This is a genomic window from Paenibacillus periandrae, assembly GCF_022458865.1.
GTDB classification, from domain to species: Bacteria; Bacillota; Bacilli; order Paenibacillales; family NBRC-103111; genus Paenibacillus_S; species Paenibacillus_S periandrae.
The window spans coordinates 220,843-247,032 of the sequence record NZ_JAJNMU010000002.1 but is presented as its reverse complement, the minus strand read 5'-3'; the positions used below and the strand labels follow the sequence as shown (position 1 = coordinate 247,032).

General features: G+C 46.3%; 25 protein-coding genes and 1 other annotated feature (1 of these 26 only partly in view). Of the genes, 22 read left to right on the top strand and 3 right to left on the bottom strand.

The window, feature by feature from the left end; all coding sequences use genetic code 11:
* Positions 1-21: 21 nt before the first annotated feature.
* A complete protein-coding gene (ispG, locus tag LRL21_RS03685) occupies positions 22-1,137 on the top strand; it encodes a flavodoxin-dependent (E)-4-hydroxy-3-methylbut-2-enyl-diphosphate synthase (protein ID WP_240414407.1) in 1,116 nt (371 codons plus the stop codon).
* Positions 1,138-1,299: 162 nt separating this feature from the next.
* Positions 1,300-2,073 (top strand): divergent polysaccharide deacetylase family protein, encoded by a 774-nt coding sequence (locus LRL21_RS03680; RefSeq protein WP_240414406.1) that lies wholly within the window; start codon positions 1,300-1,302, stop codon positions 2,071-2,073.
* Here the strand turns inward: LRL21_RS03680 and LRL21_RS03675 are convergent.
* On the bottom strand, positions 2,070-2,774 hold the full coding sequence (locus tag LRL21_RS03675) for an N-acetylmuramoyl-L-alanine amidase family protein (protein WP_240414405.1): 705 nt from the start codon (positions 2,772-2,774) through the stop codon (positions 2,070-2,072). The two genes, LRL21_RS03680 and LRL21_RS03675, sit on opposite strands and share 4 nt — an antisense overlap.
* Positions 2,775-2,984: 210 nt before the next feature.
* On the opposite strand from LRL21_RS03675, the gene lonB reads away from it, so the two are divergent.
* The 16 genes from lonB to hemH all read left to right on the top strand — a co-directional run bounded on the left by lonB (position 2,985) and on the right by hemH (position 19,367).
* The gene (gene lonB / locus LRL21_RS03670) at positions 2,985-4,688 is read left to right on the top strand and encodes an ATP-dependent protease LonB (RefSeq protein WP_240414404.1); all 1,704 of its coding nucleotides are present in this window, start codon (positions 2,985-2,987) and stop codon (positions 4,686-4,688) included.
* Between the two features lie 149 nt (positions 4,689-4,837).
* Positions 4,838-7,171: an endopeptidase La gene (gene lon, locus LRL21_RS03665; protein WP_240414403.1), complete on the top strand. Its 2,334-nt coding sequence runs from the start codon at positions 4,838-4,840 to the stop codon at positions 7,169-7,171.
* Between the two features lie 41 nt (positions 7,172-7,212).
* Entirely contained in the window at positions 7,213-7,893 is a 681-nt protein-coding gene (gene yihA / locus LRL21_RS03660; RefSeq protein ID WP_240414402.1) for a ribosome biogenesis GTP-binding protein YihA/YsxC, read from the top strand.
* A 23-nt stretch (positions 7,894-7,916) separates the two neighbouring features.
* Positions 7,917-8,126, top strand: a complete 210-nt coding sequence (locus LRL21_RS03655; RefSeq protein WP_240414401.1) for a DNA alkylation repair protein — start codon at positions 7,917-7,919, stop codon at positions 8,124-8,126.
* Complete coding sequence (locus LRL21_RS03650) at positions 8,123-8,269, top strand: DNA alkylation repair protein (protein WP_240414400.1); 147 nt, start codon at positions 8,123-8,125, stop codon at positions 8,267-8,269. Before LRL21_RS03655 ends, LRL21_RS03650 begins: the two co-directional genes overlap by 4 nt.
* 271 nt (positions 8,270-8,540) lie before the next feature.
* Positions 8,541-9,128: a non-ribosomal peptide synthetase module gene (locus LRL21_RS03645; RefSeq protein WP_240414399.1), complete on the top strand. Its 588-nt coding sequence runs from the start codon at positions 8,541-8,543 to the stop codon at positions 9,126-9,128.
* Positions 9,129-9,383: 255 nt separating this feature from the next.
* Positions 9,384-9,785 carry an adenosylmethionine decarboxylase gene (gene speD / locus LRL21_RS03640; RefSeq protein WP_076231477.1) on the top strand — a complete coding sequence of 134 codons (402 nt, stop codon included), beginning with the start codon at positions 9,384-9,386 and terminating at the stop codon, positions 9,783-9,785.
* A gap of 147 nt (positions 9,786-9,932) precedes the next feature.
* Positions 9,933-10,460 carry an S-adenosylmethionine decarboxylase gene (locus LRL21_RS03635; protein ID WP_240414398.1) on the top strand — a complete coding sequence of 176 codons (528 nt, stop codon included), beginning with the start codon at positions 9,933-9,935 and terminating at the stop codon, positions 10,458-10,460.
* A gap of 188 nt (positions 10,461-10,648) precedes the next feature.
* Positions 10,649-12,040, top strand: a complete 1,392-nt coding sequence (hemA, locus tag LRL21_RS03630; RefSeq protein WP_240414647.1) for a glutamyl-tRNA reductase — start codon at positions 10,649-10,651, stop codon at positions 12,038-12,040.
* A gap of 21 nt (positions 12,041-12,061) precedes the next feature.
* Complete coding sequence (locus LRL21_RS03625) at positions 12,062-12,886, top strand: cytochrome C assembly family protein (RefSeq protein ID WP_240414397.1); 825 nt, start codon at positions 12,062-12,064, stop codon at positions 12,884-12,886.
* Between the two features lie 2 nt (positions 12,887-12,888).
* Positions 12,889-13,611, top strand: coding sequence for a precorrin-2 dehydrogenase/sirohydrochlorin ferrochelatase family protein (locus LRL21_RS03620; RefSeq protein WP_240414396.1), 723 nt, complete (start codon positions 12,889-12,891; stop codon positions 13,609-13,611).
* Entirely contained in the window at positions 13,604-14,548 is a 945-nt protein-coding gene (gene hemC, locus LRL21_RS03615; RefSeq protein ID WP_240414395.1) for a hydroxymethylbilane synthase, read from the top strand. Before LRL21_RS03620 ends, hemC begins: the two co-directional genes overlap by 8 nt.
* Positions 14,549-14,554: 6 nt before the next feature.
* Positions 14,555-16,084, top strand: a complete 1,530-nt coding sequence (gene cobA, locus LRL21_RS03610; protein ID WP_240414394.1) for a uroporphyrinogen-III C-methyltransferase — start codon at positions 14,555-14,557, stop codon at positions 16,082-16,084.
* 33 nt (positions 16,085-16,117) lie between these two features.
* Positions 16,118-17,110 carry a porphobilinogen synthase gene (gene hemB / locus LRL21_RS03605; RefSeq protein ID WP_240414393.1) on the top strand — a complete coding sequence of 331 codons (993 nt, stop codon included), beginning with the start codon at positions 16,118-16,120 and terminating at the stop codon, positions 17,108-17,110.
* A 254-nt stretch (positions 17,111-17,364) separates the two neighbouring features.
* Positions 17,365-18,429 carry a uroporphyrinogen decarboxylase gene (hemE, locus tag LRL21_RS03600; RefSeq protein WP_240414392.1) on the top strand — a complete coding sequence of 355 codons (1,065 nt, stop codon included), beginning with the start codon at positions 17,365-17,367 and terminating at the stop codon, positions 18,427-18,429.
* A 2-nt stretch (positions 18,430-18,431) separates the two neighbouring features.
* Positions 18,432-19,367 (top strand): ferrochelatase, encoded by a 936-nt coding sequence (gene hemH, locus LRL21_RS03595; RefSeq protein ID WP_240414391.1) that lies wholly within the window; start codon positions 18,432-18,434, stop codon positions 19,365-19,367.
* A 99-nt stretch (positions 19,368-19,466) separates the two neighbouring features.
* Here the strand turns inward: hemH and LRL21_RS03590 are convergent, their stop codons facing one another.
* On the bottom strand, positions 19,467-20,129 hold the full coding sequence (locus LRL21_RS03590) for a Crp/Fnr family transcriptional regulator (protein ID WP_240414390.1): 663 nt from the start codon (positions 20,127-20,129) through the stop codon (positions 19,467-19,469).
* Positions 20,130-20,240: 111 nt separating this feature from the next.
* On the opposite strand from LRL21_RS03590, the gene hemL reads away from it, so the two are divergent.
* Entirely contained in the window at positions 20,241-21,545 is a 1,305-nt protein-coding gene (gene hemL, locus LRL21_RS03585) for a glutamate-1-semialdehyde 2,1-aminomutase (RefSeq protein WP_240414389.1), read from the top strand.
* A gap of 66 nt (positions 21,546-21,611) precedes the next feature.
* Here the strand turns inward: hemL and LRL21_RS03580 are convergent, their stop codons facing one another.
* A complete protein-coding gene (locus LRL21_RS03580) occupies positions 21,612-23,471 on the bottom strand; it encodes a phosphodiester glycosidase family protein (protein ID WP_240414388.1) in 1,860 nt (619 codons plus the stop codon).
* Positions 23,472-23,610: 139 nt separating this feature from the next.
* On the opposite strand from LRL21_RS03580, the gene LRL21_RS45525 reads away from it, so the two are divergent.
* From LRL21_RS45525 to LRL21_RS03570, 3 genes are all read left to right on the top strand, one after another.
* On the top strand, positions 23,611-23,736 hold the full coding sequence (locus tag LRL21_RS45525) for a hypothetical protein (protein ID WP_275900578.1): 126 nt from the start codon (positions 23,611-23,613) through the stop codon (positions 23,734-23,736).
* Positions 23,733-24,614 carry an RluA family pseudouridine synthase gene (locus LRL21_RS03575; RefSeq protein ID WP_240414387.1) on the top strand — a complete coding sequence of 294 codons (882 nt, stop codon included), beginning with the start codon at positions 23,733-23,735 and terminating at the stop codon, positions 24,612-24,614. Before LRL21_RS45525 ends, LRL21_RS03575 begins: the two co-directional genes overlap by 4 nt.
* A 103-nt stretch (positions 24,615-24,717) precedes the next feature.
* Complete coding sequence (locus tag LRL21_RS03570) at positions 24,718-25,755, top strand: LysM peptidoglycan-binding domain-containing protein (RefSeq protein ID WP_240414386.1); 1,038 nt, start codon at positions 24,718-24,720, stop codon at positions 25,753-25,755.
* Between the two features lie 140 nt (positions 25,756-25,895).
* Positions 25,896-26,190 (top strand) — a binding site (T-box leader); it runs 9 nt beyond the window's last position.

Below are 26,190 nucleotides of genomic sequence, written 5' to 3'. Positions count from 1 at the left end.
ATCATGGGAGAGATATATGTTATGTTTCACAGAGCGGAGACCATTCCCGTTAAAGTAGGGAATTTGACAATCGGTGGAAGCAACGAAGTCATTATGCAGAGCATGTGCACAACCAAAACGGCTGATGTCAAAGCGACGGTTGCTGAAATTCACCGTTTGGAAGAAGCCGGATGTCAGATGGTACGCGTTACCGTTAATAACAAAGAAGCAGCAGAAGCGATCAAAGAGATCAAGAGACAAATTCACATCCCTTTGGTTGCTGATATTCATTTTGATCACCGTCTTGCACTGATGGCAATTGAGAATGGCATTGACAAGGTTCGGATCAATCCGGGTAATATCGGCCGCCGCGAGAAAGTAGAAGCGGTTGTTAAAGCCTGCAAGGAGCGCGGAATCCCGATTCGGATCGGGGTAAACGCAGGTTCTTTGGAAAACCACCTTTTGGAAAAATATGGGTATCCAACGCCGGAAGCCATGGTCGAAAGCGCACTGTTTCATATCAATATTCTCGAAGAGCTTGATTTCCATGACATCATCGTCTCCTTGAAAGCATCGGATGTGCCGATGGCCATTGCTGCTTACCAAAAAGCCGCAGAAGCATTCCGGTATCCGCTGCATCTTGGAATCACTGAGGCGGGAACCTTGTTTACGGGCTCAGTGAAAAGTGCTGCGGGTATTGGCGCTTTGCTGAACATGGGATTGGGCAACACTTTGCGGATTTCACTCAGCGCCGATCCCGTTGAAGAAATTAAAGTAGCTCGTGAGCTGCTCAAAACCTTCGGCTTGATTACGAACGCGGCTACGCTTGTTTCATGCCCGACCTGCGGTAGACTGGATATTGATCTATTCTCGATCGCTAATGAAGTAGAAGACTACATTGCCAAGATTAAAGTGCCGATTAAGGTATCTGTCCTCGGCTGCGCTGTAAATGGTCCAGGAGAAGCCAGAGAGGCTGATATCGGGATCGCAGGAGCTCGTGGAGAAGGTATGCTGTTCCGTTACGGAGAAATGATTCGTAAAGTACCAGAAGCGGAGCTTTTGGCCGAGCTTAAAAAAGAAATCGATATTATCGTGGAGCATTTTGGGAGAACAGGCGAAATACCTGGCAGAAAACATCACTCCACACAGACCTCATAAACAATCCATTACTCAATGAAAGCAGCGTTCTCTGTACAACGGGGAGCGCTGCTTTTTGGCGTCTTTGCATAGGCTGACCGATATTGACAAATAACAAAGGAAAGCAGGTGAAATAAATTTGCTTACAAGTTAGCTTTTTACAGAAGCACAAGGAGGTTAAGCATGCACAAAGCTGCAAAGTGGCTTATTGCCAGCTCAGTCGTATTGTTTTCACTTGGTTCTGGTATAAGCCAAGCAGAGCCAAAGCCAGAAGAAGCACCGGCGATAACCAAGAAGATAGCGATTGTTATTGACGATTTTGGCAACGATATGCGTGGAACCGAGGACATGATGGCCTTAACGATTCCATTTACTGCAGCGGTAATGCCTTTTCTGCCAACGACACGGCGAGATGCTGAATGGGCGCACAAGCTTGGTCACGATGTATTGGTCCATATGCCCATGGAGCCGGTACGCGGCAAAAAGAGCTGGTTGGGACCTGGAGCCATCACCACCGATTTGACCGATGAAGAAGTACGCACAAGAGTGCAGGCTGCTATTAATGATGTACCCTTCGCAATTGGGATGAATAATCATATGGGCTCGAAGGTGACTGCAGATCCAAGGGTGATGCGAATCATTCTGGAAGTGTGCAAACAAAACAATCTGATTTACTTGGACAGCAAAACGACGCACAAAAGTGTGGTTCAATCCTTAGCCAAGGAGCTGGGAGTCAGAACGCTTGAGAATCATATTTTCATGGATGATCAATACACACGTGCGCATATTTTCAAGCAGGTCAGAAAGGTGGAGGCACACGTTAAGGATAACGAGACTACAGTTGTCATTGGTCATGTAGGCACGCCAGGCAAATACACTGCAGCCGCTATCCAGCAATCGGTGCCTTCCCTGAAGCAAAATGCTGAATTTGTGAAAATATCGCAGCTGGCCCCTTAGTGGGCTGGCTCTTTTTGCAAATAGGCCAATATTCCGGCAGAGATGGCATCGGCAAGTTGACGCTGCTTTTGGGGCTGCATCATTTGCTCGCGGTCCTGAGCGTTAGAGATGAAGCCCATTTCGACAATAACAGCTGGAACCTGAATATGCTTAAGCAAAAAATAAGTTTTTCCATACACAGGAGCTGTTTCTGTTGCGTACAAAAGATTCAGTGATCGCTGCAAGCTGGTAGCGAGCTGTTTGCTTTCTTCGCTTTTTTGATGCAGCACCACAGGTCCTCGTGCTTTACTGTTGGTTGCCCAATTGACATGAAGGCTGATTACGATTTTGGGATGAATTTCGTTCGCAAGATGGCTGCGTTGAGCCAGATCCTTCAAATGTCTGGAACGATTGCGAAACCAAAGGTTTTCACTGCTGAGCGCATAGTCATCCAGTCGGTTGAGCAGAACACGCAGCCCTTTTTCCCGCAATACGCTGTACGTAATTTTACCCATCTCCAGATTGATATCTTTTTCATACACATCCCCATGAAGCGTTCCGCTATCTATACCTCCATGGCCAACATCCAACAGTACATCGACATTCGTTAAAAATGGATTGATCATATAGGGATAAGGCTTTGACGCTGCCTTACCGCTGATCGAACAGGAAAGGGTCATACCCACAATCACAATTGTAGAGAGCATTATTCGTATTCGCATACGTAATTGGATCCTCCTCCGTCATTTTCACTCCTTATCGTTCTCCTATGCGTTGTTATCATACATACTTGAAAACTTTCTCAGGTAAGGATTAGTGTGTCTGCAAGAGGGGAATACTACCATGCAAGGACATACTTGTGAGGTCAATTCCAAGAAACGAGTTTATGCTGCCCAAGTAAGTTATATACAAATTCTGAGGAGGGACCCCTAATGAATATTAGTGTGATTTTGATGATTATCCAGCTGTTTTTTGCAGTTGTGATTGGTATGTATTTTTGGAATTTGCTGCGCAATCAGCAGACAAATCGCACTGCCATCGATAAAGAATCCAAAAAAGAAATGGAAAAATTGCGTAAGCTTCGCTCCATCTCATTAAACAAGCCCTTATCCGAAAAAACTAGACCGACTGGGATGAACGATATTGTAGGACAGAAGGAAGGCTTAAGGGCACTTAAAGCAGCCTTGTGCGGGTCCAATCCTCAACATGTGCTCATCTACGGACCTCCGGGAGTAGGGAAAACGGCTGCTGCACGTGTAGTTCTGGAGGAAGCCAAAGGCAACAAAGACTCCCCGTTTCGCCAAGATGCCCAATTTACCGAGGTGGACGCGACGACGGCACGGTTTGACGAACGCGGGATAGCGGACCCTTTGATTGGTTCTGTACATGATCCGATTTATCAAGGTGCGGGAGCGATGGGCGTCGCCGGGATTCCTCAGCCCAAGCCAGGCGCTGTAACGAAAGCACACGGCGGTATTTTATTTATCGATGAGATTGGCGAGCTTCATCCGCATCAAATGAACAAGCTGCTCAAGGTGCTGGAGGATCGTAAAGTATTCCTCGAAAGCGCGTATTATAATTCGGAGGACACGAATGTGCCTTCCTATATCCATGATATTTTTCAAAATGGTCTGCCTGCCGATTTTAGAATGGTCGGTGCGACGACACGGAATCCACAAGAATTGCCGCCAGCTATTCGCTCGCGTTGCATGGAAATATTTTTCCGACCACTGCTGCCGAGTGAAATTGGAGAGATCGCCGAAAAGGCGTTTATCAAAATCGGTTTTCCTGTTAATACCGCCGCGGTTGAGGTCGTAAAGAAGCATGCTACGAATGGCCGGGAAGCAGTTAATATTATTCAACTGGCTGCCGGGATGGCTTTAGCCGATGCATGCAAAACAGTAACTTCCGCTGATGTGGAATGGGTGGTTAACAGCTCGCAAATTCCTCCACGGCCGGAGAAAAAGGTTGGAGCCAAACCGGAGATTGGATTTGTTAACGGGCTGGCTGTATACGGTCCTAATCTGGGCATGGTATTAGAAATCGAGGTGACGGCTATTCCGGTTACACACGGTGGAATTGGCGACCTGACGATAACGGGCATCGTTGACGAGGAAGAGATGGGTGGATCATCAAAGACGATCCGACGCAAGAGTATGGCGCGCGGCTCTGTGGAAAACGTGATGACTGTCTTGAGGAAGCTTGGGATCAATCCTTACAAGTTTGATCTTCATGTCAACTTCCCGGGCGGAACACCCATTGATGGCCCTTCAGCCGGCATTTCGATGGCAGTTGCTATCGCTTCAGCGATATTGCAAATACCTGTCGATAACCATCTGGCATTGACAGGAGAAATCGGTATTCACGGTACAGTAAAGCCGGTGGGTGGTGTTGTGGCAAAGGTTGAAGCTGCATTTCAAGCTGGTGTGACCCGTGTCATTATTCCCAAAGAAAATTGGCAGGAAATATTCAGCGGTCTTCACGGATTAGAGGTTATTCCTGTGGAATCCATTGAAGAAGTGCTGGATTATGCGCTTGGATCACAATTCAAGTTTTTACCGGAAGCCTATGGAGCACAACCAGATTTTGCACCTGCCGCATCCATTACGGTGCTGCACGCCGATGCGCTGGAATAAAAGCAGCATCGGCTTTTCTTTTTTTTGAGATGATAATGGGTGTGGGAGGGCGATTGGTGTTTTGATTTTAATTTTGATAAAATGTAAACGTCAGCGAATGTTACGAAGTCAACTTTGCCCAAAGCAAAGTTCTCAGGAGGTGCTTCAGAATGGGACCGAATAAAACAAAGGTGCGGCGCTTGCCATTGCTTCCTTTGCGTGGACTGCTTGTTTATCCGAGTATGGTGCTGCATCTGGACGTGGGCAGGGAGAAATCAGTAAAAGCGCTTGAGAAGTCCATGGTGGACGACAGCTTGATTCTGTTATGCTCGCAGTCGGAGATTAATATTGAAGAACCTACCACCGAAGATATATATCGCATTGGTACGATTGCCAAAGTCAGACAAATGCTTAAGCTTCCCAACGGTACGATCCGTGTACTGGTTGAAGGGGTAGTGCGTGCAGAGATTACCGAATTTTTAAATAATGATGAGTACTATGAGGTGCAGGTCAGGGAGCTGCCTGAGCAGGAAACGAGCGATCCCGAAATCGATGCCTTAATGCGCACGGTTCTGCATCAATTCGAGCATTACATTAATTTGTCAAAAAAGGTAACACCGGAGACATTGGCAGCCGTTTCCGATATTGATGAGCCAGGTCGTTTGGCTGACGTCATCTGCAGTCATTTATCCTTGAAGATCAAAGACAAGCAGGACATTCTTGAAACGGTTCCTGTTAAGGATCGTTTGGAAAAGCTGCTTAGTATTTTAAACAATGAACGTGAAGTGCTGGAGCTGGAACGGAAAATCAGTCAACGCGTCAAAAAGCAGATGGAGAAAACGCAAAAGGAATACTATCTTCGCGAGCAGATGAAGGCTATTCAAAAGGAGCTCGGTGATAAAGAAGGACGGACAGGCGAGATTGAGGAGCTGCGTTCGCTGCTTGCTGAGACTGAAGTTCCCGAGAAGGTCAAGGAAAAGATCGAAAAAGAAATTGATCGTCTGGAAAAGCTGCCTGCAACCTCAGCTGAGGGCAGTGTCATCCGTAATTACATCGATTGGCTGCTTGGCATTCCTTGGTCCAACTTCACCGAGGATGATCTGAATATTATTCATGCAGAAGAAATATTGAATGAGGATCATTACGGCTTGGAAAAACCGAAGGAACGCGTGCTGGAATATTTGGCGGTACAGCAGCTGGTCAAGAAGCTAAAGGGTCCGATTCTATGTCTGGTAGGCCCTCCAGGTGTTGGTAAAACGTCAATCGCCCGTTCGATCGCCAGATCACTGGGTCGACAATTCGTTCGCATCTCACTGGGCGGTGTACGTGATGAGGCAGAAATCCGTGGACATCGGCGTACGTATGTCGGTGCGATGCCGGGAAGAATCATTCAAGGCATGAAAAATGCCGGCACGACCAACCCGGTTTTTTTACTGGATGAGATCGATAAAATGGCGATGGATTTCCGTGGAGATCCGGCAGCAGCACTTCTGGAAGTGCTGGACCCGGAGCAAAACAGCACTTTTAGCGATCACTATATTGAGGTTCCGTTTGATTTATCCAATGTGATGTTTGTAACTACGGCGAATGCTGTACACAATATTCCGCGTCCGCTGTTGGATCGTATGGAAGTCCTCTACATTCCGGGTTATACTGAGATTGAGAAATATAAAATCGCGCGCAATTTTTTATTGCCCAAGCAGCAGAAGGATCATGGACTGCGTGAGGATCAGCTGATTATCGACGAGCAAGCGCTTATGAAGATTGTCAGGGAGTATACGCGTGAAGCAGGAGTGCGTAATCTGGAGCAGCAGGTAGCAGCTATTTGCCGTAAATCGGCTAAGCGTCTTGTGTCAGGCGATGGTGAAATAGTTACGATTCATGCCGACAATGTGAAGGATTTTCTCGGCCCAGCCAAATTCCATCACGGTATGGCGGAGGAGTCCGATCAGATTGGTGCTGTAACAGGGCTGGCATGGACTGAGGTAGGCGGCGATACGCTCGTCATTGAGGTTACTGTAATGCCAGGCAACGGAAAGCTGACACTTACCGGTAAGCTGGGAGATGTCATGAAGGAATCTGCGCAGGCGGCGTTCAGTTACACGCGTTCCCGCGTCGGGCAGCTTCGTATAGCACCTGACTTTCATGAAAAGCTGGATGTACACATTCATATCCCGGAAGGCGCCATACCTAAGGATGGACCATCTGCTGGGATTACAATGGCTACTGCTTTGATTTCAGCACTCACGAACATTCCTGTGTCCAAGGAAGTTGCCATGACAGGTGAGATTACACTGCGTGGCCGTGTCCTGCCGATTGGCGGGCTCAAGGAAAAAAGCCTGGCAGCGCACAGAGCGGGTATTCGTACAATCATTATTCCAAAGGACAATGCCAAGGACTTGGAAGAAATTCCGGAAAGCGTGCGAAACGAACTGCGATTTATTCCGGTGGCGCATGTCGATGAAGTGCTGGAATATGCTTTAGTCAGGCCTGTTGGTGTATAAGTAAAGGAGCATAGCTCCATAAAGAGAGAGTGAAATTGTTTATGAAGGTCAATCAAGCTGAATTTATTATCAGCGCGGTTGGTCCGAGTCAGTATCCTGCCGACGCCTTGCCAGAGATAGCTCTGGCAGGGCGTTCGAATGTCGGCAAGTCATCACTGATTAATCGGCTCATCCAACGCAAAAATCTGGCACGAACCAGCTCCAAGCCGGGGAAAACCCAGCAGCTTAATTATTATAAAGTCAATTCGGACTTATATTTAGTCGATCTTCCGGGTTACGGATATGCACAGGTTTCCAAATCCAAACGTGAGATATGGGGCAAGTTTATCGAGCAATATTTGCTGCACCGTGAACATCTCAAGCTGGTGCTGTTAATCATTGATATTCGGCATGCGCCTTCCAAAGACGATCAGACCATGTTTGCCTGGCTTAAGCATAATGATGTTCCCTTGATTGTCGTTACGACCAAAGCAGACAAAATAACAAAAGGTCATTGGCAGAAGCATGTTAAAATCATCAGAGAAACACTGCAGATGGAAAAGCATGACCGTATGGTGTTGTTTTCATCTGAGCTCGGTGTTGGTAAGGATGAATTATGGCAGGTTATTGAGCAGGAGATTGGCTGGTCGGCCCCTGAGCCGAAAACTGTACTTGAACCGGGAGTCCAACCTACGATGGAATCCAAGCCTGAACCGGAAACGAAACTTCAACCAGAAATCTAATTTTAAGGAAATGCGGTGGTTGTATGCATTCAGCATGTGTCGTTGAAATCGTCAAGCGGTTTAAGGAGCAAGCTGATGCAGATGCCGCTATGCCTATGATGAAGTATATGCACAATCAGTTTGCATTTCTTGGGCTCCCGAACCCGGTAAAGGAATTTGAATGTTTAACAGAGGAACAGCTTATACAGGCTATTGAGGAGCTGTGGGATTTGCCTGAGAGGGAATATCAGTGACATTAAGAGAGCTGTCCAAATCAGATCCACAATCTGTTATTTTGTTTGTGCAGCAGCATACGTTGTCTCCATTAAGTCATCGGGAGGCGCTTAAAGTGATCAATCGCAAGCAGCAAAGTGTTTTATCCCCATCCATAGTCTAACTCATTAAGTAATCTACAGGGTAGGTTGCTTAATTTTGCATACATTGCAGTGAACGGCAGAACTTAGTAAGGGAAACAGAGGGATTCAGATATATGCTTGGAATTCTTCGAGGAAAAGGCGTTATTTTCTAAAATAAAACGGAATTTAATGAATTTATGACAGGAATATAAATGTTTTATGTAGTATACTATATATAAAATAATGAACTTATAGCTTTTGTTTACAGCAGGGTATGTAAAAGGCTCGAAATTAAAGAATCGAGGGATTTTTATGGCAATGAGGTTAGCGACTGAATATGTCAAAACCTGCCTACAATTAACGGAAGCCGAAATGGCCATGTTTATTCAAATGTTTGTCGATCAGCAAGTAACCCTGCAGGTGAAAATTCTCGATAATGGAAGTCAGGAAATCGTACTCTTGGATGATGCGGGTCAAGAAATTGTCCTGTCGTTCGAATTGCATTATGATACTTATGTGTGCCTCGGCTCTTGCCGTATCCGCAATAAAACACTTGTTAATCTGATGCGCAAAGCGGTTTCAACTTTTAAAGGCAGTGCAACGGTCCATCGCATTTATGAAACTTATATTATGGTGTATGAGTACGAGCGTGGCTCTGTAGTCCGAATTGTAGAAAGCAAGGCTGGGCTTGAGCGGGTTATTTATGAGCATAAAGATACGTTAGGCCTGCTGGAAAGCTTGTTCCGCAAGGACGAGGTGGAGCAAGAAATTGAACGCATTAAATCTCAAGTGAACAACTTACTGGATTTGAGAAATGACATTCGTGAATTAGCTGTTCGTGAACAAATTGATGATCGTTTAAGTAAATTGACTCATCAATTGTTTGTACTCGAGGCTTAAGTATAGATTTGGGTTTAACGAAAACTTCTGATTCCGTCAAGGATTCAGAAGTATTTTTTTTGCCCGAAAAAAAAGTGTTGCATTTCCGTTCAATAGATGGTACTTTTAATCTCGTTGAAAACAAACAAAATAGGAACCAGGATTCACTCAGGACATTATTGTTGCGAGAGATTACTCCCTCGAGAAGTGAATGACGTAGGTCCTAGCGGATGAAATTTTTCAAACATTTTATTCCTAGGAAGGGGGAACCGAAAGATGGAATATTCGACTTTCGGAAGACACGTTGCTGTAGATACTTGGGGAGTTGATTTTGATCTTCTCAATAATGCAGAATGGTTACAAGCGCAAATGGTGGAGGCAGCAGAAGCATGTGGGGCGTCAGTGATGTCGGTACAGGCCAAACAATTTGAACCACAAGGTGCAACGGTATTGGTATTGCTGTCAGAAAGTCATCTCTCCATTCATACTTATCCTGAGAAAGGTTTTGCCGCATTGGATTGTTACACTTGTGGCGAGACGGTAGATCCTCAATTGGCTATCGATTATATGGTATCCGTTTTGAAGCCTGAAACGACTCATGCCAAAAAGCTAATTCGTGGAATGGGTGAGCTCGTAGTAGAAACACCGGTAATCAAACAAATGCAATTAATCAAATAGAGCAGTATATGCTTCCAATTAAACAAGCCTTAAAAATAGTACCCCGGAGAAATCCGCGGGTATTATTTTTGTTCACAAAACCCCATACACTGTACAAGACAGGCTCAGCATGCTTACGAAGTTAGTTTTGACTCTGAGGGGGACCCCATGAAAAGAAAACGAAGGCTTGTACTCTATTTGCTGTTGATTTTTTTGTTAGGATGGCCGCTGTATCAAATCTATGCTATGGTGCAAGGTACAACGGAGAAGCAGGACGCCGGGAAGATGCTGTATCAGGTTTCACTGTTTCAGATGGAGCTATTAAGCAGCTACTTGCAAAATGTAGACAAGTCAAAAGATACAGATAGCTTGAATGCGCTGCGACAGGCAGTGTATACGGCTAATTTTACGCATGACCATCTTGTGCTGGCCTTCGGTGATCCAGCGCTTACGTCGCTAGTAGGATTAACGGAGCTTATGCAATATATGCTGCGGCTGCAGGTTGGCGGGCAGCGTTCCCTGCGATCGGATGAAGTGCAGACACTAGTCGACGTATACAAGCAATTCAACATTTTTTTTGATGCCTACGGAAAGCTGCTTTCTTCACGCCTTGATATCAATTCATCGCAAAGTGCCATCGTGGCTAAGGCTGATCAAGCGATAGCCGAGCTGCTTCGCAAAAAAATGCAGCAGTAGCTTCCATTTTCGTAAAAATGATGGAGCTTTCATTCACAGACTGCAGTATAAAGCTGAAGGAAATGGTTGAAAATATGTACATTACACCTCTTGCAGCTTTCACAGTTTATACAAAAAATTTGTCGGAGAACCCGAATGTTATATGCTATAATAAACAGAGATTATTTGGAGGGAGGCAGGTGACACCTATGCATATTGTTGTGGCGGGCTTGAATTACCGGACGGCACCCGTTTCGATTCGGGAGAAATTTACGTTTGCCGAAGGAGATCTACCTTTGGCGCTTAAACAGCTGAAAGAGACGAAAAGCGTCATGGAATCCGTCATAGTGGGCACCTGCAACCGAACGGAGCTATACATTGTTGTTGACCGTGAGCATTGCAGGCACTATATTCGCGGGTTTATTGAAAATTGGTTTGGCGTATCGCGAGACGAATTCAATAGTCATTTGTATATTTATGAAAATGAACAAGCAATCGATCATTTATTCAGGGTCGCGAGCGGTTTGGATTCGATGGTTATTGGTGAGACTCAAATACTGGGGCAGGTTAAGGATTCCTTAGCTATGGCTCAGCAAACCAAGACGACGGGTATTATGTTCAATACCTTGTTCAAGCAGGCGGTAACGTTCGCGAAGCGCGCACATACCGAAACAGGCATCGGCGATAATCCCGTTTCGGTCAGCTATGCGGCGGTTGAGCTGGGCAAACGGATTTTTGGCAGCTACGAGCATAAAAAGGTATTGATCATTGGTGCAGGCAAGATGAGCGAGTTAACGGTCAAGCATCTATATGCCAACGGCGCCGATAAGGTTATCGTAGCCAATCGGACCTTAACACGTGCCCAGGAGCTGGCTGAAAAGTTTCAAGGTGTAGCCTGTACCATGGACAAGCTGAATGCCTGTTTGGAAGAGGTGGATATCGTCATTAGCTCGACGGGAGCTGCTGAATTGGTATTGACTCGAGAACAAGTCGCGGCTGTCCTTCAGAAGCGTCGCTCACGTCCATTATTTATGATTGATATCGCAGTTCCCAGAGACTTGGACCCGGATATCGGCAGCTTGTCTAATGTCTTTTTGTATGATATAGATAATTTACAGTCTATTGTGAATACCCATTTACAGGAACGGCGGGATACAGCTGTAATGATTGAACAAATGATTGCAGACGAACTGCAGACCTTTGAGCAATGGACCAAGACATTGGGAATCAGTCCGGTTATTCAAGCCTTACAGACTAAAGCAAGCTCCATACATCAAGAGACGATGGATAGTTTAACGAAAAAGCTTCCTGATTTGGATGAAAGAGAACTGAAGATCATACGTAAATTAACCAAGAGTATCGTGAATCAAATGCTTCGAGATCCCGTAAACCGTATTAAGGAAATGGCTGCGGAACGGCACGGTGATGAGGCGCTGGACTATTTTACCAAAATATTTGCGTTAGAGGAGCAATTGGAAGAGCAGGAACGTGCGGAGCAAGCGGCTCGTCAGCTGGAGCTTGAAGACGTACAGAATCGTTGGAAAGAAGAACTGCTAACGAAGGTTTCCCTAAAGCCTGCTGAGGCCTTGTCCAAATCGTAATCGGAAGAGGTGCCTTGGTCAATGGTTACGAAAAGTTGGTTATACGATGCTATTATTTATATCTATGCCCTGAGCCTGCTGTTTTACTTCTCGGACTTTGTTGGTCCGAATCGAAGTGCAAAACGGATTGGGACAGGGTTGCTTTCTTTTGTATGGGTTTTGCAAACGGTATATTTGATATTCGGTTTGGTCTATCATGATCCCACGGAAGCTTTTTCCATGTTTGAGACCCTGTTTATGCTGACCTGGCTGCTAGTGACGGTTTCTCTGGTTGTGAACCGCTTTATTCGAATCGAGTTTTTTGTGTTTATGGTCAATGTGCTGGGTTTCTCAGTTCTTGCTCTTAATTTTTTCAGTAATCCGAAAGTTTCGCCGTCACTCGCTTCCTGGAATATTAAAGATGAAGTGCTATTCATTCATATTTCCTTGTCGATCTTGAGCTATACGGCATTTGTAGCGGCAGCCGTGTTTTCCGGCATGTATTTACTGCTGCACCAGCAGCTGAAGAGAAAGCAATGGTCAAAGCTGATGCAAAGATTGCCGAGTCTTGACAAAACTGATCATTATTCGAATGTTTCTGTCATTATCGGAGCGCCATTGCTGTTGTTGGGTTTGTCCCTTGGTTTCGTGTGGATTGCGCTAGAAGGAAATGCGGCATTATTTTTTGACCCAAAAGTCATTAATTCCTGGTTTGTGCTGCTGGCGTACGTATTCTATTTATTTCAAAGAGTGATGCTGAAGACACCGGGTTATAAGCTTGCGTTATGGAATTTAGCTGCTTTTTTCATTATGGCGCTCAATGTAGTATTCGCGAATTTCTATTCTTCGTTTCACCAATGGTCGTGACCATGACCAACATAGATTATTATCCTGTACATGTTAATCTGAAGAATAAACCCTGTGTGATTGTTGGTGGAGGCCGTGTAGCTGAACGGAAGGCAGGTTCGCTGATAGAAGCAGGTGCAGCTGTAACTGTGATTAGCCCGGACTGCAGTCCGCAGATTGAGAATTGGATGCAGCAGGGAGCTCTGACGATACTTCGCGAGTTGTATGGTGCAGGTACACGGGAAATTGAACAATCCATTCTCGTATTCGCCGCTACCGATAATCCGAAAATTAATGAAGCGGTTCGTCTGGAAGCAGAAACACTGGGCAAGCTGGTTACAGTGGCTGATAATACGTCTGGCAGCAGCTTTATTGTTCCGGCTACGGTCCGCCGCGGCAAGCTGCTCATCTCTGTCTCCACAGGAGGTGCCAGCCCGACGATTGCCAGAAAGATCAAACAAGAGCTGGAGCAAGTCTACGGATTCGAATATGAAACTTATCTGGATCTTGTGCAGGAGCTTCGTTTATTGATTCAAGCACAGGTTGAGGATATAGAGGTAAGACTGCAAATGCTTAGAGTGATGCTGGATTGGGAGCTTATGTCCTTGATCCGATCCTCAGGTACGGATACATACTGGAAGCAGGAGCTCATAGACAGATTGTCTGCTGAACCAACTATTGCGAGAATGAAGCAAATCGGGCTTTGGATTCAACAATACATCAAAGAGGGAGAAACATATGCGTAAGATCGTGGTGGGAACAAGACAGAGCGCGTTGGCCCTGACACAAACCGGGCAGGTTGTTGAACATCTACGGGAGATCAGTAAGAAGCATGGCATCCCCTGTGAATTTGAAATCAAAAAAATTATTACCAAAGGTGATCGTATCCTCGATGTAACGCTGTCCAAGGTGGGCGGTAAAGGCTTGTTCGTCAAGGAGATTGAGCAGGCTTTAATGGACGGTGAAATTGATCTGGCTGTTCATAGCATGAAAGATATGCCATGGGAGCTTCCGGAGGGTCTTATGATCGGTGCGATCCCGCTGCGGGAGGACCCGAGAGATTGCTTGATTACGCAAGGCTCACTCCAGCTGAATGATCTCCCTCAAGGCGCCAAGGTGGGGACAAGCAGTCTGCGTCGTTCTTCCCAACTGCAGCATTATCGGCCTGATCTTAAGATTGAATCCATTCGCGGCAATATCGACTCCAGGCTCAAAAAACTGGAGTCTGAAGGCTTTGACGCCATCCTGCTGGCAGCTGCAGGCCTGCATCGTATTGGATGGACAGATCGCATAACATCTTATTTACCTCCAGAGGTTTGTCTGCCGGCTGTTGGCCAGGGTGCCCTGTGTATCGAATGTAAAAATGACAACACAGAAGTATTGGAGCTGCTTGGGCACTATAACGATGAACGGACAGCGCTAGCTGTGTCAGCAGAACGAAGCTTTCTCGGTAGACTCAATGGAGGCTGTCAAATACCGATAGGTGCGTATGCAACCGTTGAAGGTGAACTTACAGGTGGAGATTATCAAATCACCATGACAGGTATGGTAGGCTCGCCTGATGGTCAGCAGATGCTGAAGGAAACTATGAATGGAACCGTTCCGGAGCTGTTAGGTGTTAATCTGGCAAATGCCTTGATAGAGCGTGGAGCTTCCGAGATTTTGGATAAACTAAGGGGTTGAAAAGAAGTGTCTAAAGGAGTCGTATATCTTGTAGGGGCAGGACCAGGCGATCCTAAACTCATCACAGTACGTGGATTAGAGGCAATACAACGTGCCGATGTCGTTGTATACGACCGTCTGGCAAGTCCAAGACTGCTGAGGCACATAAAGCCGGGTGCTGAGAAAATATTCGTCGGAAAGCTGCCAGATAAGCATATGATGAAGCAGTCGGAAATTAATCAGTTATTGGTTGATCTGGCTCTGCAAGGCAAGACAGTGACGCGCTTAAAGGGAGGCGATCCGAGCGTGTTTGGCCGGGTTGGCGAGGAAGCAGAGCTGCTTGCTGAGAATGAGGTAGCTTTTGAAATCATACCTGGTATTACTTCTGCGATCGCTGTTCCTGCTTATGCGGGTATTCCGGTGACGCATCGCGACTTTACTTCATCCTTTTCCATAGTAACCGGACATGAATACAAGAATAAAACCTACAATGGAGTGAACTGGGAAAATCTGTCGCAGGCTTCAGGCACATTGATCTTCCTGATGGGTGTGGCTAACCTCGAATCTATATGCAGTAAGCTGATAGAAGGCGGTAAAAAGACCTCCACTCCAGTAGCTTTAATTCGTTGGGGAACGTGGATGGATCAAGAGACCATTACAGGCACCTTAACTGATATTGTCGAAAAAGTGCGGGCTGCTAATTTCAAATCACCTGCGGTTATTATTGTCGGCGAAGTGGTAAAGCTGCGCGACAAGCTGGCCTGGTTTGAAAAGAAACCGTTATTCGGTAAACGTATTTTGGTTACTCGTGCAAGAAGTCAGGCGAGTGAATTGTCCAATCTGATTGAGGATTTGGGTGGAGAAGCTGTTGAATTTCCGGTAATCCGAATTCAAGCTACTTCTCAAGCTCCCGCACGTACTGCGCTTGGAGAAGCTTTGCAGCGTCTTGAGGAATTTGATTGGGTGATATTCACAAGTGTGAACGGTGTGGATCATTTCTTTGAAGCTATACGTGAGCAACAGATAGATATCCGTAGAATGTATAAAGCAAAGATTGCTGCCGTGGGTCCCAAGACATCAGAGGCGCTGAGAAATCGGGGATTGCTTGTTGAATTATTACCCTCGAAGTTTCACGGAGATGAGCTGCTTGCAACGATTGCGGAACAATTGAAGCCAGGACAACAGGTACTGCTGCCAACTGCTGATATTGCTAAAGAATACATTCCGGCGAGGTTAAAGGAATTAGGCTTGCAGATCACAGAGGTGGATGTATACGAAACCGTGCTTGAAACATGTGGTGGTGCAGAGATTATCGAAATGCTGGAGCAAAAGGTGATGCAGATCATTACTTTCACCAGTTCCTCGACAGTGACTAACTTGTTCCATGCTTTAAAAGAATTGGGTGTGGACGATCCGCTTGAGCTGATCAAGGATTGCCAAATCGCCTGTATAGGGCCGATGACTGCACAAACCGCCATTGAAGCCGGACTAACCATTGATTATTTAGCAGAAGAAGCGACCGTTGAATCCTTGGTAGCCAGTTTATATAAGAATTAGAGATAATAGATATATCACGGGAGGTAGAAGAATATGGCTTATCCAATTATTCGTAACCGTAGATTAAGAGGCTCGGCTGCATTACGTAATTTGGTCAGAGAAACGAATGTAACGATTCATGATCTTATATATCCTATATTTGTAACGCACGGAACAGGTATCAAGGACGAGATTTCATCCATGCCCGGCGTGTATCATTATTCATTGGATTTGCTTGAGGAAGAGCTTCAGGAAATCGTTGACCTGGGTATCCAATCGATCCTGGTATTTGGGGTTCCCGATCACAAGGACGCACATGGAAGCTCCGCTTACGATGCACATGGAATTGTACAGCAAGCAACACGCCGTATAAAAGAGCTTCAGCCGCAGCTCGTTGTGATTGCTGATACGTGCCTATGTCAATTTACAGATCATGGTCACTGTGGAGTCGTGCATTTTGACGAGCAGAAACAGCGCGCTGATGTGCTTAACGATGAATCGCTTGAATTGCTGGTACGTACTGCGGTTTCACAAGCGGAAGCGGGTGCTGATATTATTGCCCCGTCCAATATGATGGATGGTTTTGTATATGCGATTCGTCAAGGTTTGGACGAGGCTGGATATGATCAAATTCCGATTATGTCCTACTCGGTTAAATTTGCTTCAGCGTTCTATGGTCCTTTCCGGGAGGCAGCTCATTCCGCTCCTCAGTTTGGCGATCGCAAGACGTACCAGATGGATCCCGCTAATGGACGTGAGGCGCTTCGTGAGGCACAGTCCGATGTGCTGGAGGGTGCTGATTTTCTGATGGTGAAGCCAGCCTTGGCTTATATGGACCTCATTCGTCAGCTGCGTGATCAATTCGATCTGCCGCTTGTCGCTTATAACGTAAGCGCCGAGTATTCGATGGTCAAGGCTGCAGCCATGCAGGGCTGGATCGACGAGCGTGCGATCATTATGGAGACGATGATTGGCTTCAAGCGTGCCGGAGCGGATCTTATCATAACTTATTTTGCCAAGGATGTTGCACGCTGGCTGCGTGAATAAAGTACTGTCACGGGTACTACGTACGATCAATAAGGAAGTCAGGAGCTTTTCCCATTCAGCCTCGGTTGTGTGAGAAGGGCTTTCTTTTTTATGAATGAAGTGCGTCCTTGTCATACATTTGTCGGAATCTGAAGGGGCAATCAGTTGTTACATGCTGCTAAATAGGGCATAATATGAGTAGATTAATTAAAGCTTGCGAGGTCAACTTTTCATAAGGAAAGTTCTTGGGAGTATACGGAAATGAGGAAAAGCGGATGAGCTACAAGGATACATTTATCAAGGCTTGTAAAAAGCAGGAGGTAGATACACTGCCGGTATGGTATATGAGGCAGGCAGGACGCTACGATCCGGATTACCGCGTTATTAAGGAAAAGTACAGCTTGCTCGAAATTTGTCAACAGCCGGAACTGGCTGCCGAAGTGACATTGATGCCAGTGAAAAAGCTCGGTGTGGATGCGGCTATATTATATTCAGATATTATGAATCCAGTCGCTTCGATTGGTATTGATTTTGATATTGTCAAAAATATCGGGCCTGTCATCCATAATCCGATTCGTTCTTCTGCTGATGTGGAGAAGCTGCGTCCGATCCAGGTGGAAAAGGACTTATCTCATGTCATTAAAACGATCGAGATTTTGGCTGCTGAACTTAAAGTACCCTTGATTACATTCGCAGGGGCGCCGTTCACAATCGCCAGTTATTTGATAGAAGGCAAGCCATCCAAAAGTTATATTCGGACCAAAGAGCTGATGTACAGCGAGCCTGCGGTCTGGTTTCAATTGATGGATAAGCTGGGCGACATGGTCATTACATACTTGAAGGCCCATATCGCTGCCGGTGCAAAAGCGGTGCAGCTGTTCGACAGCTGGGTCGGTGCTCTATCTCCCAAAGATTTTCAACATTATGTACTGCCTACGATTAAGCGTATTTTTGCCGAGCTTAACCATCTGGATCAACCCAAAATTTATTTTCCGGGCGTTAGCTCGGGCGAGCTCCTGCCTTTTCTGCAAGAGGTAGAGGCTGACGTCATTGGTCTCGACTGGCGTGTATCTGTACCGGAAGGACGTAAGCGTCTGGGATCGAAATTCGCAGTTCAAGGTAATCTGGACCCCTATGTGCTTACTGCGCCTATGTCGGTCATCAAGGAACAAGCCAAGCTTATTATCGATCAGGGCATTCAAGAACCGGGTTATATTTTTAATCTCGGACATGGTTTATTTCCTGAAGCGTCCATTGATAAATTACACGAGCTGACGGAATTTGTTCATTCTTATTCAACATCCGCTTTGGCTGCAGCCAAGCAAGGAAGTGGTGTATAAAAATGTCGCAACAGCGAATTGGTGTATTGGTCATGTCATACGGGACGCCTGAGAGCTTGGATCAGGTGGAGGCGTATTATACACATATCCGCAGAGGAAGACCGCCTACTGCCGAACAGCTCAAGGATTTAACTGATCGCTATGAAGCCATTGTCGGTGGATTTTTTCCGCTCAGAGAAAATACGAATAAGCAGGTAAAGGCACTGGAGGAACGGTTGAACGCTGATCATTCCGATTACTCTTTTGTCTGTTATCAGGGCTTGAAACATGCGGAGCCGTATGTTGAAGATGGTGTAGAGCAGATGGTCAAGGATGGCATTCAGCAGGCTGTCGGTATCGTGCTCGCCCCTCATTACTCTCATATGAGCGTTGGCAGCTATATCAAACGGGCACGAGACAAGGCTGATGAGCTCGGACTTTCTATTCAATTTGTTGAAAGCTACCATCTGCATCCACAGCTTATCCATGCGCTCTCTTTACGTGTCAATGATGCACTGCAGCGTTTTGATGGTATAGAAAAGTCCGATATTCGTGTTGTATTTACAGCACACAGCTTACCTGAAAGCATTCTTGGAACAGGTGACCCTTATACAGAGCAATTGCTTGAAACTGCGCGAGCTGTTGCGGCACAAACAGGTATTACGAATTGGCAGTTTGGCTGGCAAAGCGCGGGTCGTACGGGAGTACCTTGGCTTGGACCGGATATTCTTGATATTTTGCGAACTGTAGTAAAGGAAGAACAGATCCGCAACGTCCTTGTGTGTCCGGTCGGCTTTGTATCTGATCACTTGGAGGTTTTGTACGATCTTGATATTGAGGCCCAACAGGTAGCTCAGGAGCTGGAAATGCATGTGGAGCGTACGGCTTCACTTAATACCGATCCCTTGTATATGGAGACGTTGAGTGATGCGGTTTATTCGCTTTGTGTGAAGAAATAAAGATTAAACCTGGACATATGCACGCAAAAAGCCCGATTCTGAATCGGGCCTTTACTGAAATCATGAATCGATATGTATTTGGCAAGCAAGATCGAAATTCTAGCCTCGCAGCTTGGCAAGATCAAGCTTCATTTCGTTGCCGAGAAAGGTCAATATTTGTCTTTCCTGAAAGTCGCGGATAACCTGCATCAGGATAGGCTTTTGTACACCGGCCATTTGGGAAACCTCATCATAATTAAGCATCATCTTGATCGTTACGATGCTGCCTGAGCGAATACCATTTTTGTTGGCAAGCTTTATGAGGCTTTTGATGACTCTTGACCTTGCATCCAGGAAGGTAAGATCATGAACGTGCTGGTTCGTGTCGCGAAGGCGATTACACAGCTCCTGCATAATACAGAGCGAAATGTCGAAGTTGGATTTTAACATCTCCAAAAAGTTAGGTCCAGAAAGTGCGATCATCACGCTGTCTTCCAAAGTTTCAGCTGAAGCCGAACGCGGCTTGCCATCAATCAATGAGAGCTCTCCAAAGCTATCGCCTGCTTTGAACAGGGAGAGAATCTTTTCTTCACCGGATGCTGCTGCTGTATAAATTTTTACAGAGCCGCTGAAAACAATGTAGAATGCAGAGCCATGCTCTTTTTCATGAAATAAAACAGTATTGGCTTTGAACGTTTTTTTGGAGCAAATATTGGAAATGATCGTTAATTGGGAAGCATTGAGACTGGAAAATAAGGGCACCTTGCGCAAAAAGTCGATCATTGTTTCCCCCCGCTTCGTTTGCCGGAAAATAGTCCGATTTTACTTTCAGTTCGAATAATTATATATCGATTTTTATTGATTTTCAAGACAATTTATCGTAAAGAGAGGGGCATGACATTGAAACCAACCCAACGCGACGATTCACGTTCATCCAAGGCTTTTGCTGAAGCCAAGCAGTTTATTCCGGGAGGCGTTAATAGCCCGGTTCGCGCGTTTAAATCCGTAGGTTTAACCCCGTTGTTTATGGAGCGGGGAGCGGGTTCGAGAGTATTCGATATTGACGGAAATGAGTTTATTGATTATATCGGCTCATGGGGGCCGCTAATTGTTGGCCATAGCCATCCCGAAGTCGTAGAGGCGATTAAAAGCGCTGTTGAATTAGGGACTAGCTTTGGCGCGCCGACCGAGCTGGAAACACGTATGGCCAAGCTGGTCATTGAAAGAATTCCTTCTCTCGACATGGTAAGAATGGTCAACTCCGGTACCGAAGCAACGATGAGTGCTTTGCGGTTAGCCAGAGGCTATACGAACCGTCCGAAGATTTTGAAATTTGAAGGCTGCTATCACGGTCATGCAGATGCGCTGCTGATTAAAGCCGGTTCAGGCGTAGCCACTCTCGGATTGCCCGACAGTCCAGGAGTGCCGGAGAGCGTTGCTGTTAATACCATTACGGTCCCTTACAATGATCTCGATTCCATCCGTCTTGCCTTTGAAAAATACGGTGAGGAAATCGCCGCTGTCATCGTAGAACCGATTGCAGGAAATATGGGGGTTGTACCGCCTCAGCCAGGCTTCCTACAGGGCCTTCGGGATATTACAACGAGTTATGGCAGTCTGCTTATCTTTGATGAAGTCATGACGGGCTTTCGGGTCGGTTTGGGCAGCGCTCAGGGCCTTTATGGAATCAAGCCGGACCTTACCTGTCTGGGCAAAGTCATCGGCGGAGGTTTACCGGTAGGCGCATATGGTGGCAGACGTGATATCATGGAAATGATAGCGCCAAGCGGTCCTATTTATCAGGCTGGAACCTTATCCGGCAACCCGCTAGCTATGGCTGCTGGCTACACTACGCTTCGCTTGTTAGGCCAACCTGGAGTTTATGAGGAGCTGGAGCGCAAAGCGGCTCGATTAGAGGCTGGATTCATCTCCAATGCAAAAGAATTCGGTATAGCCTGCACAATCAATCGTGTCGGTTCGATGATTTGCCCTTTCTTTACAGATCAACAGGTGACGAATTACGAGACAGCCAAGACGTCGGATCTACAGCGATTTAATCGTTACTTTGCTGCTTTACTTGACCATGGGGTGAGTGTGGCACCTTCCCAGTATGAAGGTATGTTTGTGTCAACTGTGCATTCTGACGAAGATATCGAACAGACTATTGCGGCCCATCATGCTATTATGAAACAGCTGTAACTAATATAGCCTAAATAAAAAGGATCAACGCTCGTTGAATGAATGCGAGCGTCGATCCTTTTTTCATTATTTAACAGGTGTTGTAGTGGTTTCTGTTGAACCTCCGGTTGCTCCTCCAGAAGGAGCTGCTGGTGAGGCAGGAGGTGTGCTCACTGGTGTGTTGGTTTTAGTCGATGCATCCCCAGCGGCAGGCGTGTTCTTGGAAGCATCACTTGCTGCAGGTGTGTTCTTGGATGCATCATTTGCTGCAGGTATGTTCTTGGATGCATCATTTGTTGCAGGTGTGTTCTTCGAAGTGTCGTTTGTTGTCGGCGTATTTTTGGAAGCATCGCTTCCAGCAGGTGGAGTCGTATTAGCATTGGGTGCAGAGCTGCCGCCCGTTCCTGATTGGGCTCCTTGCCCCTGTTGATTAGTTCCACCCGTCGCAGGTGATGGATTATTAGAGGCCGGATTCGTTGTGCCTCCAGCAGCTCCTGCTCCTGTCGGATTACTCTCACCTGGCTTAATTGGATCTGTTGTTACCGGATTACCATTACCACCTTGCTGAGTATTAGGATGCGTGGTCGTATCTTTGCCAGTATCCTTGGTACCATGATTAGTAGCAGGAGGTGTTGTTTTGCTGTTGTCTGTGCCTTGTGAAGGCTTGGTCGCATCCGTTTGCGTGTTAGGCTTCGTAGTCTCGTTGGTGCCGGATGGCTTATTGGTTCCAGTATTTGCAGCAGGAGTCTTGGTCTGCTCCGTATCTGTTGTTTTGGCTGGCGTTGGTGTTGTCACAGGTGCCGGATTATTTTTGGCTTTTGCTTTAAGCTCAGCCTGCTCTCTCAAAAAGTCAGGGTGATCGAAAGCACCGCCGGCATTGATTGAAGATAAGCCATCCCAAACCCGGTTGGCTACGGCATCCTCAGGATGATCATAGACGAGAAAAGCGGACGGTAATCTGCGTTCACCGTAACGGCTGGAAGGTTTGGTGACCAACTCGCCGTTCACAACCAGCTCGGAAGAGGCACCCCCATCAAGGAAGCCTGCGTTGACTACATCATCCGCAAGGAACAATTCCTGAATTTCTTTCAACGTCGCTCCAACACTTTGAGTCGAGCGGCCGTCAGCGACGATAAAAATGACGGTTCCATCCGCTTTTTGACCAACTCCGGTCCGTGGCGCACGGCTAATGTCATTGATAGGAAGTGGTTTTCCATTGGCAATAACCCGCGGATAAAAGGAGGCAGCTTCGGATATACCCATTTCTTGTAATTCAAACATATTATATTTACCGACGACGAGTGTACCTTCCTTGGTAAAGCCAACAATATGCTGTGCGACACTGCTATCCTGGTCCGTATAAATCACTTCTCCACCGGAGATAACAGCCCCAATAGCAGCAAAGCCATTACCTAAGCCCTCGGGATCGTCAAAACCTCCGGCATTGACTCCGGCTACAGCGCCAGTGCGTTTTACCATGGAAGAGATTTTTTCACCTTCACCTGGTTTCGCTGGGGTCATGAGACGAATCGATTTGGGATCATACACATACATCCGTTTGCCCTTCCAGAACGTTCCAGAGACGTCTTCTACTTTAATTAACTCATCGATAGTTCGATTCTTGCGAGTGACCGCAGAGGTAGATTGAACTGTAACCATATTAAACTGCTGCTTTTCCTCGGCATTTTCTTCGATAAACTGTCGCATTTTTTGAAGCATGCTGTCACGCTGCTCTGTTCCTACAAATATCCAGGCCCAATCACGATGCTGGGTAATAATGACGGTATTGGCCATCCAGATGCGCATTTCCGTTCCAAGTGGTGTTAAAAACATAAAACTGGAAACCATAAAGGTCAGTATCGTAAATCCCAATAGTGAACGCTTGAACCAACTCCAATCACGAAGCTGCTGTCGGGTGGATTGGAAAAATTGTAGTGCATTACTCAATGTGTAGTCCTCTCCCAAGTTCAAAATAAAATCAATAAATACTATTTATTCTATCATATAATTTGGTGGTTTAATAGAACTCCTCCTATTAATTTGCTACAATGAAATATAAAGTTTTGTGAATTGAGGCGATATTTGCGTGGATAAATACAGTCTGTACGGGATTACACTGGAAACCTTGGTCGTCATGTTTGGTTTTTTACTCGTCTTCGGAGGCCTTGTGGCTTACGGTGTTATTTATATGAAGAAGGTGCGGAAGCCGTGAGGAAGTCTTGGAACAAAAAGGGGGAGTGGCTGGAGCTGTTATTGCCAGAACCTCTGGAAACAGAGCTTGATCTCGGGAATTATATCCGATTGCCCGAGCTTTTTTTGAAAAAGCTGATCAAAAGCGGTGGCATAGCAATAAAAGGACCCCGCGTTCGTCTCAGGCTGTTTCCGAATGAACCCCTACAGGATATGCCGGTATGGGCGCCTTTAGACGTGTTGTATGAGGACGATTTTTGTATGGTTGTCCACAAGCCGGCAGGTATGAGAGTACATGGAGATGGATCAAGGAAAGACAGTGAACAGACGAACTTGGCTGATGCTGTTGCCTTTTACTATGAGAGCACCGGACAGCAGTGCAAGGTGAGGCACATTCATCGTCTGGACGAGGATACGACAGGCCCTGTGCTGTATGCCAAGCATGAATGGGCGCAGCTGATTCTGGATGAAGACATGAGAAATAAATCGATACAGCGCTGCTATGCTGCGATCGTACAAGGACAATCAGCCCTTTTGTCAGGGACTATAGACGAGCCTATCGGTAAAGACCGGCATCATTCAGCACGAAGACGCGTATCCGCGACTGGAGATCGGGCGGTGACCCACTATGAGATTGTTGAGCAATTGGAGCATGGTATGCTTGTCCGACTTCGTCTGGAAACGGGAAGAACTCACCAAATTCGTGTTCATCTCAGCCACATCGGGCTGCCAATATGGGGGGATACCTTATATGGCGGTCCCACTAGTGGAATCAATCGACAGGCTCTGCATGGCGAAAGCTTATCGTTTGAACATCCCCTGACTGGCGAGCACATCAGTGTTACAGCACCCTGGCCGGAAGATTTTCAAAGGCTGTATACGGCACTTCAAAAAATATAGTCATGCTTATCCCCCGAAAACCATATAAATCTAAAGACAACTGAAACTGATTAACCGATGAATACGGTTTGCAAGATTTAGTTTTCGGAGGGAGGACAAGATATTGGCTGAGCAGCAAAATGGATTGCGGTTCGATATTTATGAGCGGGTGCATTTGTCTGAGGGAGTTGCCGGCATTAAACAATTGGAGGATGTGGAGCTGGTTCCCCATATTCAGGTTGTGCCTCAAGGGGATCAGGCTCTTCTAAGAGGTAATTTGCTTCTATCCGGCACCTATGTAGATGAGCAGGATGCCGTGAATCGTACGTTGGAGCACCTGATTCCGGTAGAAATTACATTGCCGTTGAACCGGGTGCATCGTGTTGAGGATATTGCCGTTGAAATTGAGAACTTTGATGTTGATATTCTTTCAGCCCGAAGCCTCAACATTACAGGAGTGTTATCATTGAATGGGCTTGAGGAAGTCATTGTAGCTCCAAGTGCTGATGAGATCTGGAATCATAGTTCGGAGGAGGTGCTTTTTGTACATGAGGCGCCTACACCTGCCAGATCAGAAACCTCCATACCGATAACAACTGAAGCTGATTATACCCAGCCTGCTCAAGAGCGTTCGCCTTCTTCAGCTTACAATGATCCACCGGATGACTTAAGTGGCTTGACGGATGGTGGAGACGAGGAAGAGGAGGTATGGCTCGAGGACGAAAGCGATGAAGCCCTTGATGTATTTCAGAATCAGCAGGCCGATAGCTACGCAAGCAATGCGGCAGAGGAGAAGATAGAGCCAAGAGTTGCTTTTAACGGGAAGACGTCTGACTCGCCTTCTCAACCTGTAAAACCAATCGGTTTGACCTCTTTGCTGCAAAGCTCCTCGTCCGTCAAAGCAGAGCAAAGATTAGCTGAATCGGAGGCAGCACAGAGTGCTCCCCCTCCGAGCGATCGATTGGAATGGAAGAAGCTGCTGCTAAGCTCAACAAGTGAAAAGCAGGAATTCCGCCGCGTTCGGTTGTGTATCGTACAAAAGGAAGAAACCCTGGAAATCATTGCGAAGCGCTATGAATTAAATCCACGTGAAATTGCATTGTTCAATCGACTGGCTGAGCATGAAGTTTCCGTAGGACAAATCGTCTATATACCCAAGTAAATGAAAATGCCCGATCAAACCGGAATAAGGGTTTGAATCGGGCATTTTTGGTTATAATGAGGATAAAACCCTTGGTTTATAGACGGATATGTTATTGACTCCATCGGTAATGTTGTTTATCATAGATGTAATCATATGTTTCAATAACTTGGAAAGGGAATAGTAGGCAGCTAACCCATCAGAGAGCGGAATTGTTACGCTGAGAGGTTCCGTAGGATGTAACTTGCCGAAGTCGCCCTGGAGTTGCAGTATTAAAGGCAGGTCCAAGAGTTCAGTAGTACCATTTCGTATGGTTCATTGAATGCTTGGTTTGCGTATAGATGCTGCCGGTATCAGCCGTTATCTGTTGAAGTGCCGCATAGTGGGCAGTAATTTGTCAGCCCAAGCCTTTTACATATGCGGAATAAAGGTGGTACCACGGAAGCAGATCCTTTC